General features: G+C 44.0%; 7 protein-coding genes. All 7 read left to right on the forward strand.

The window, feature by feature from the left end; genetic code table 11:
• Positions 1-67 precede the first annotated feature (67 nt).
• The 7 genes from pksD (at position 68) to pksI (ending at position 7,696) form a co-directional block, all read left to right on the forward strand.
• A complete protein-coding gene (gene pksD / locus BSU_17110) occupies positions 68-1,042 on the forward strand; it encodes an enzyme involved in bacillaene synthesis (protein ID NP_389592.2) in 975 nt (324 codons plus the stop codon).
• On the forward strand, positions 1,039-3,342 hold the full coding sequence (pksE, locus tag BSU_17120; protein ID NP_389593.3) for an enzyme involved in bacillaene synthesis: 2,304 nt from the start codon (positions 1,039-1,041) through the stop codon (positions 3,340-3,342). Before pksD ends, pksE begins: the two co-directional genes overlap by 4 nt.
• A gap of 61 nt (positions 3,343-3,403) precedes the next feature.
• Positions 3,404-3,652: an acyl-carrier protein involved in bacillaene synthesis gene (acpK, locus tag BSU_17130; RefSeq protein NP_570904.1), complete on the forward strand. Its 249-nt coding sequence runs from the start codon at positions 3,404-3,406 to the stop codon at positions 3,650-3,652.
• A complete protein-coding gene (gene pksF / locus BSU_17140) occupies positions 3,630-4,877 on the forward strand; it encodes a decarboxylase converting malonyl-S-AcpK to acetyl-S-AcpK for bacillaene-related polyketide synthesis (protein NP_389594.2) in 1,248 nt (415 codons plus the stop codon). The genes acpK and pksF overlap by 23 nt, the downstream gene beginning before the upstream one ends.
• Positions 4,878-6,140 (forward strand): acetyl-S-AcpK beta-ketothioester bacillaene intermediate transferase, encoded by a 1,263-nt coding sequence (gene pksG / locus BSU_17150; protein NP_389595.2) that lies wholly within the window; start codon positions 4,878-4,880, stop codon positions 6,138-6,140.
• Positions 6,128-6,907 (forward strand): enoyl-CoA hydratase for bacillaene biosynthesis, encoded by a 780-nt coding sequence (pksH, locus tag BSU_17160; protein ID NP_389596.1) that lies wholly within the window; start codon positions 6,128-6,130, stop codon positions 6,905-6,907. Before pksG ends, pksH begins: the two co-directional genes overlap by 13 nt.
• A 39-nt stretch (positions 6,908-6,946) precedes the next feature.
• Positions 6,947-7,696: a decarboxylase involved in bacillaene synthesis gene (gene pksI / locus BSU_17170; RefSeq protein NP_389597.2), complete on the forward strand. Its 750-nt coding sequence runs from the start codon at positions 6,947-6,949 to the stop codon at positions 7,694-7,696.
• The last annotated feature ends 44 nt before the right edge of the window (positions 7,697-7,740 follow it).

The following is a 7,740-nucleotide window of genomic DNA, read 5'->3' on the forward strand; positions in this document are numbered from 1 at the left end:
TTAACAACATGCATGGAAATGAGAAATCCAATAGCCGTCATAAATATAAAAAAAGAAGGTTATACACATGAATGAACCGCTTGTTTTTATGTTTTCCGGGCAAGGTTCCCAATACTATCACATGGGGAAAGAACTATTTAAGGAAAATACCGTGTTTCGCCAATCAATGCTTGAAATGGATGCCATTGCAGCACGGCGAATCGGCACATCCATTGTTGAAGAAATCTACCATCCAGGTAAACGTGTGTCAGATCCGTTTGACAGTATTCTTTTTTCCCACCCCGCCATTTTTATGATTGAGTATTCCTTATATAAGGTTTTGGAAGACAGGGGAATTTATCCTGATTACGTATTGGGATCAAGTCTGGGAGAATTCGCAGCAGCGGCAGTTTCTGGTGTGTCAGACGCAGAGGATATGCTGGATTGCATACTTGAACAGGCTATTATCATCCAGAATTCCTGCGATAAAGGAAAAATGCTGGCCATTCTTGACAAACCGCAATTGCTGAATGATCATCCGCAACTGTTTGGAAATAGTGAACTCATTTCTATCAATTATGATTCGCACTTCGTCATTTCTGGTGAAGAAGATCATATAAGGAAGATTATGGAGGATTTAAAGGAGAAGCAGATTCTTTGCCAGCTGCTTCCTGTGTCCTATGCCTTTCATTCTTCGCTTATTGATCCGGCAGAGAGTGCCTATGCAGAATTTTTAAGATCAAAATCTTTTCAAAAACCGTCAATACCGATTGTATCGAGCTTAACGGGAAGCTGCCTTCACGTAATGGACGAGAATTTCTTTTGGAATGCGGTCAGAAAGCCAATGATGTTTCGTGAAGCGATTCGATATTTGGAAAGCCAGCATACATGCAAGTTTATCGATTTAGGGCCATCCGGCACCTTAGCTGCTTTTGTGAAACAGCTGATTCCGGGTGATTCAGCTGACCGTTGCTGCTCAATCATAACACCATTTCATCAGGAGCTGAAAAATCTGAATACGGTTGAGTATTTCCGTACACCAGAAAGGAAGTTTACAAGATGATTACATATGTCTTTCCAGGGCAAGGCTCCCAGCAAAAGGGGATGGGACAAGGGCTATTTGAACAGTATCAGCATTTGACAGATCAAGCAGATCAAATATTGGGCTATTCAATAGAGAAGCTATGTACCGAAAAATCATATCTGGATGTAAATCATACTGAATACACGCAGCCGGCTTTGTATGTTGTTAATGCACTCAGTTACTTGAAGAGAGTGGAGGAGACCGGCAGAAAACCTGATTTTGCGGCAGGACACAGCTTAGGAGAATACAATGCGCTGATGGCAGCCGGTGCATTTGATTTTGAAACCGGATTAAGGCTCGTCAAAAAAAGAGGAGAATTGATGGGACGAATTACAGGGGGCGGAATGGCTGCTGTGATCGGCCTGAGTAAGGAACAAGTTACAGCCGTTTTAGAAGAGCACCGTCTTTATGACATTGATGTGGCAAATGAAAATACGCCCCAGCAAATTGTGATTTCTGGCCCGAAAAAAGAGATTGAAAAAGCTCGGGCTGTTTTTGAAAACACCAAGGATGTAAAGCTGTTTCATCCATTAAATGTGAGCGGAGCTTTTCATTCCAGATATATGAATGAAGCCAAACAGGTATTTAAGCAATATATTGACTCATTCCAGTTTGCACCTTTGGCGATCCCGGTTATCTCCAATGTCTACGCAGAGCCATACCATCAAGACAGATTAAAAGATACATTATCTGAACAAATGGACAACACAGTGAAATGGACGGACAGCATTCGTTTTCTGATGGGAAGAGGAGAAATGGAGTTTGCAGAGATTGGGCCTGGAACTGTTTTAACCGGTCTCATTCATCGGATTAAAAATGAAGCTGAACCATTGACATATATACCGAAAAAGAACCCCGCGATCAGTGCGCATCTAAAGGAGCAACGCAATGTTCAAGCCGGGATTACGGCAGAATCTTTAGGAAGTGCTGAATTTAAACAAGATTATCATCTTACATATGCTTATCTTGCAGGAGGAATGTACCGCGGCATTGCTTCGAAAGAAATGGTAGTAAAGCTGTCAAGAGCGGGAATGATGGGGTTCTTTGGCACAGGAGGTCTGAGCCTGAAAGAGGTTGAAGATGCGATCCATGCTATACAAGGTGAATTAGGAAAAGGACAAGCCTACGGCATCAATCTGGTCCACAATATGAAACATACTGAATCAGAAGAAAAAATGATCGATCTTTTATTGAGGAATCAAGTGAGCATTGTGGAGGCTTCAGCATTTTTAAGTGTCACTCCTGTATTAGTAAGGTATCGCGCAAAAGGAGTGAAACGAAATCAAAATGGTGACGTTATATGCTCAAATCGTCTCATAGCAAAAATATCACGGCCGGAAGTTGCAGAATCATTTCTGAGTCCTGCGCCTGAGAATATGCTGCAAAAGCTTTTAGGAGAAAATAAAATCACTATGAACGAAGCTGAGTTGTTGCGGTGCATTCCGATGGCTGACGATATTTGTGTAGAAGCTGATTCAGGCGGTCATACAGATGGCGGTGTGGCATACAGCCTGATGCCGGCGATGACATCTTTAAGAGATGAAATGATGAAAAAATATCAATACCGGAAAAAAATAAGAGTTGGTGCAGCTGGAGGAATTGGAACACCTGAGGCAGCGATGGCGGCTTTTATGCTAGGGGCTGATTTTATTCTAACAGGCTCAATCAATCAATGTACGGTTGAGGCGGCAACAAGTGATAAAGTAAAGGATTTGCTTCAGCAGATGAATGTACAAGATACAGCCTATGCGCCTGCAGGTGATATGTTTGAATCGGGCAGTAAAGTGCAGGTGCTAAAGAAAGGCGTGTTCTTTCCCGCACGGGCAAACAAGTTATATGAACTGTATCAGCGGTATGGGTCTATACGTGAGCTGGATGCAAAGATGCTGGCCCAGCTTGAGGAGAAATACTTTAAACGCAGTATAGAAGACATATATAAAGATATTGCATTGCATTATCCCGCGGCAGACATTGAGAAGGCTGAACAAAACCCGAAGCATAAAATGGCTTTGATTTTCCGATGGTACTTCAGATACAGTTCAAAATTGGCAATCAGCGGAAGCGAACATTCGAAGGTCGATTATCAAATTCACTGCGGTCCCGCGCTGGGAGCCTTTAATCAATGGGTTAAAGGGTCGCAATTAGAAAATTGGCGAAACCGCCATGTGGATGAAATCGGGAAAAAATTAATGACAGAAACGGCAGTATTGCTTCATGAACGGATGCAATCGATGTATCAGCCGTCGCATGAAACAGACAACATAAAAATAAAAGTTTGAATATTATGAAAATATACCTATAAAAATCATTAAAATAATCCCTTGAAGGAGAGAGCGCATTATGGATAAACAGAGAATCTTTGAAGTATTAATCACCAATATTTGCGAGGTGCTTCCTGAATTAGACGGACACAGATTTGAGCCTGAAGATCAGTTAGTTGAGCTAGGAGCTGACTCTGTAGACAGAGCTGAAATTATCACGATGGTGCTAGAGGATTTATCGTTAAAAATCCCTCGCATTGAGCTATCCGGGGTGAAAAACATCGGTGAATTAGCTGAGGTGCTTTATGACAAAGTGCAATCTGCCTGAGGTGGTGGTGACCGGTGTAGGCGTTACGGCCTCTATCGGTCAAGGGAAAGAGGACTTTGCTTCCTCGCTGCTGTCCGGCAGACATGCCTTTGATGTCATGAAGCGTTCAGGCAGACAAAAAGACAGCCGGTTTATCGGAGCCGAAATTGCGTCATTGTCTTATCCTGACCGACTCTCTAAAAAAATGTTGCGAAAAGCATCATTCTCCAGCCGCGCTGCATTGGTAACTCTCACAGAGGCTTGGGAGGAGGCTGAATTGGACGATGCAGATTCCTCACGTATCGGACTGGTTGTTGGCGGATCAAATTTTCAACAGAGAGAAAACTTTGAAGTTTATGAAAGGTATCAAGACCGCTCCGGTTTTATTTCTCCGGCGTATGGTCTGTCTTTCATGGACAGCGATCTTTGCGGGATATGTACAGATCAGTTTGGCATCACGGGATTAGCATATACGGTGGGAGGAGCTTCGGCCAGCGGCCAGTTAGCAGTCATTCATGCGATTCAGCAAGTCCTGTCAGGCGAAGTTGATACTTGCATAGCACTTGGTGCTTTAATGGATCTTTCTTATATGGAATGCGAGGCGCTAAGGGCTTTAGGCGCTATGGGGACGGACAAATATGCTGATGAACCTGAAAATGCGTGCCGTCCCTTCGATCAAAACAGAGACGGGTTTATCTATGGAGAATCGTGCGGTGCATTGGTAATAGAACGAAAGGAGACGGCTTTACGAAGAGGTCTAAAACCTTATGCAGCATTGTCTGGCTGGTCAATCAAACTGGACGGAAACCGGAATCCTGATCCTTCATTAGAAGGAGAGATTCATGTCATCCAGAAGGCACTGGAGCGTGCCAGGCTTTTACCAGAAGATATTGATTATATTAATCCTCATGGAACAGGCTCTTTTATTGGAGATGAAATAGAATTAAAGGCGCTCCGTGCATGCCGGCTTTCCCATGCTTATATCAATGCAACAAAATCGATAACCGGACACGGGCTTAGTGCGGCGGGCATCGTAGAGATTATTTCTGTTTTGCTGCAAATGAAAAAATCTGCCCTGCATCCGAGCAGGAATTTGGATCATCCAATCGATGATTCCTTTCATTGGGTAAATGAGAAATCGATTTCATACCGCATCAAAAATGCGCTGAGCTTAAGCATGGGGTTTGGCGGAATGAACACCGCGGTTTGTATACAAAACATTGAGAAATGTGGAGGCGAATCATAAATGGTTTCAGCCGGAATAGAAGCGATGAATGTCTTTGGCGGAACGGCATACCTTGATGTCATGGAGCTGGCCAAATACAGACACTTAGATACTGCGAGATTTGAAAATTTATTAATGAAAGAAAAAGCGGTAGCACTGCCTTATGAAGATCCCGTGACCTTCGGAGTCAATGCAGCTAAGCCGATTATTGATGCTTTATCTGAAGCAGAGAAGGACCGGATTGAATTGCTGATCACTTGCTCTGAATCCGGGATCGACTTTGGGAAATCGTTAAGTACATATATCCATGAATATTTAGGTCTCAACCGCAACTGCCGTTTGTTTGAGGTTAAACAGGCGTGTTATTCAGGGACAGCGGGATTTCAGATGGCGGTGAATTTTATATTATCCCAGACTTCTCCGGGTGCCAAAGCACTGGTTATCGCCAGTGATATTTCACGTTTTTTAATCGCTGAGGGCGGAGACGCTTTAAGCGAAGATTGGTCTTATGCGGAACCGAGCGCCGGAGCGGGAGCGGTGGCCGTTTTAGTTGGCGAAAATCCCGAGGTGTTTCAAATAGATCCCGGAGCAAATGGTTATTACGGCTATGAAGTGATGGACACGTGCCGCCCCATTCCCGACAGTGAAGCGGGAGATTCTGATCTGTCTTTAATGTCATATTTGGATTGCTGCGAACAGACTTTTCTGGAATATCAAAAGCGTGTACCGGGTGCCAATTATCAGGACACGTTTCAATATCTTGCTTACCATACGCCCTTTGGCGGGATGGTGAAAGGTGCGCACCGGACAATGATGCGTAAGGTAGCGAAGGTGAAAACATCCGGGATTGAGACGGATTTTTTAACTCGGGTAAAACCAGGTTTAAACTACTGTCAACGGGTTGGAAATATTATGGGGGCAGCCTTGTTTCTGGCATTGGCCAGCACGATAGACCAAGGGAGATTTGATACGCCTAAACGAATTGGCTGTTTTTCCTACGGATCCGGCTGCTGTTCTGAATTTTACAGCGGAATTACAACTCCGCAAGGCCAGGAGCGTCAGCGAACATTTGGTATTGAGAAGCATTTGGATCGCCGGTATCAGCTCTCCATGGAAGAGTATGAGCTATTGTTTAAGGGGAGCGGGATGGTGCGGTTTGGGACGCGCAATGTAAAGCTGGACTTTGAGATGATACCGGGCATCATGCAGTCCACTCAAGAGAAGCCGCGCTTGTTTTTAGAAGAAATTTCTGAGTTTCATCGGAAGTACAGGTGGATCTCGTGACCTATCAAACGATAAAGGTCCGCTTTCAAGCATCGGTTTGCTATATTACCTTTCACCGTCCTGAAGCGAATAATACGATTAATGACACGCTGATAGAAGAATGCTTGCAAGTGTTAAACCAATGTGAAACATCAACGGTGACGGTTGTCGTTTTAGAGGGGCTTCCCGAGGTGTTTTGTTTCGGAGCGGATTTTCAAGAAATCTATCAGGAAATGAAAAGGGGCAGAAAACAGGCAAGCTCCCAAGAGCCTCTCTATGATTTGTGGATGAAATTGCAGACCGGCCCTTATGTCACGATTTCGCATGTCAGGGGAAAAGTGAATGCCGGCGGTCTTGGATTTGTATCTGCCACAGATATTGCCATTGCTGATCAGACGGCGTCATTCAGTCTCTCTGAGCTGCTATTCGGCCTGTACCCTGCTTGTGTTTTACCGTTTCTGATCCGCCGTATCGGCCGGCAGAAAGCGCATTATATGACGCTTATGACAAAGCCGATTTCCGTTCAGGAAGCCAGTGAATGGGGGTTAATAGATGCTTTTGATGCTGAAAGTGACGTGCTGCTGAGAAAGCATTTATTGCGTTTGCGGAGGCTGAATAAAAAAGGAATCGCACATTATAAACAGTTTATGAGCTCACTTGATCATCAAGTCAGTCGTGCGAAAGCCACCGCTTTAACTGCAAATCAAGACATGTTTTCTGATCCTCAAAACCAAATGGGAATCATCAGGTATGTTGAAACAGGACAATTCCCATGGGAGGATCAGTAACCGTTTAAAAATGACAATCAGAACCGTTAGGAGGACATCATGACGCATTCTGTTGTAGAGCTTATCGAAATTGAATCCGCCATTATTCAGGTAAAGATGCAAGATCGCACTCATAAAAACGCGTTTTCACAAGAACTTACAGACGATTTAATTCAAGCGTTTGAATACATACGGCAGAATCCCAAATACAAAGCGGTCATTTTGACAGGATATGATAATTATTTTGCTTCAGGAGGAACGCAAGAAGGACTGCTTCGAATTCAACAGGGATTGACCAAGTTCACTGATGACAATCTTTATTCTCTGGCGCTGGATTGCGAGATTCCAGTTATTGCGGCAATGCAGGGCCATGGAATTGGAGGCGGCTTTGTCATGGGGCTCTTTGCTGACATTGTCATTCTGAGCAGAGAAAGCGTGTATACGGCTAATTTTATGAAATACGGATTTACGCCTGGAATGGGCGCTACCTTTATCGTTCCTAAAAAACTGGGTTTCAGCCTGGCCCAGGAAATATTATTGAATGCGGGCAGCTACCGCGGAGCTGATCTTGAAAAAAGAGGGGTTCCTTTTAAGGTGCTGCCCCGTGCAGAAGTGTTAGATTATGCAGTGGAGCTGGCGCAAGAACTGGCGGAAAAGCCGAGAAACTCACTGGTTACACTGAAAGATCATTTGGTTGCCCCGCTTCGCGATCAGCTGCCGCGCGTCATTGAACAGGAATTGATGATGCATGAGAAAACATTTCATCATGAAGAAGTCAAAAGTAGAATCAAAGGTTTATATGGTAATTAACTGAAAATATATATAAATTTTGCAGGTGAAATGGAGGCAGCGTG

The sequence above is a fragment of the Bacillus subtilis subsp. subtilis str. 168 genome (assembly GCF_000009045.1).
Taxonomy (GTDB): Bacteria; Bacillota; Bacilli; order Bacillales; family Bacillaceae; genus Bacillus; species Bacillus subtilis.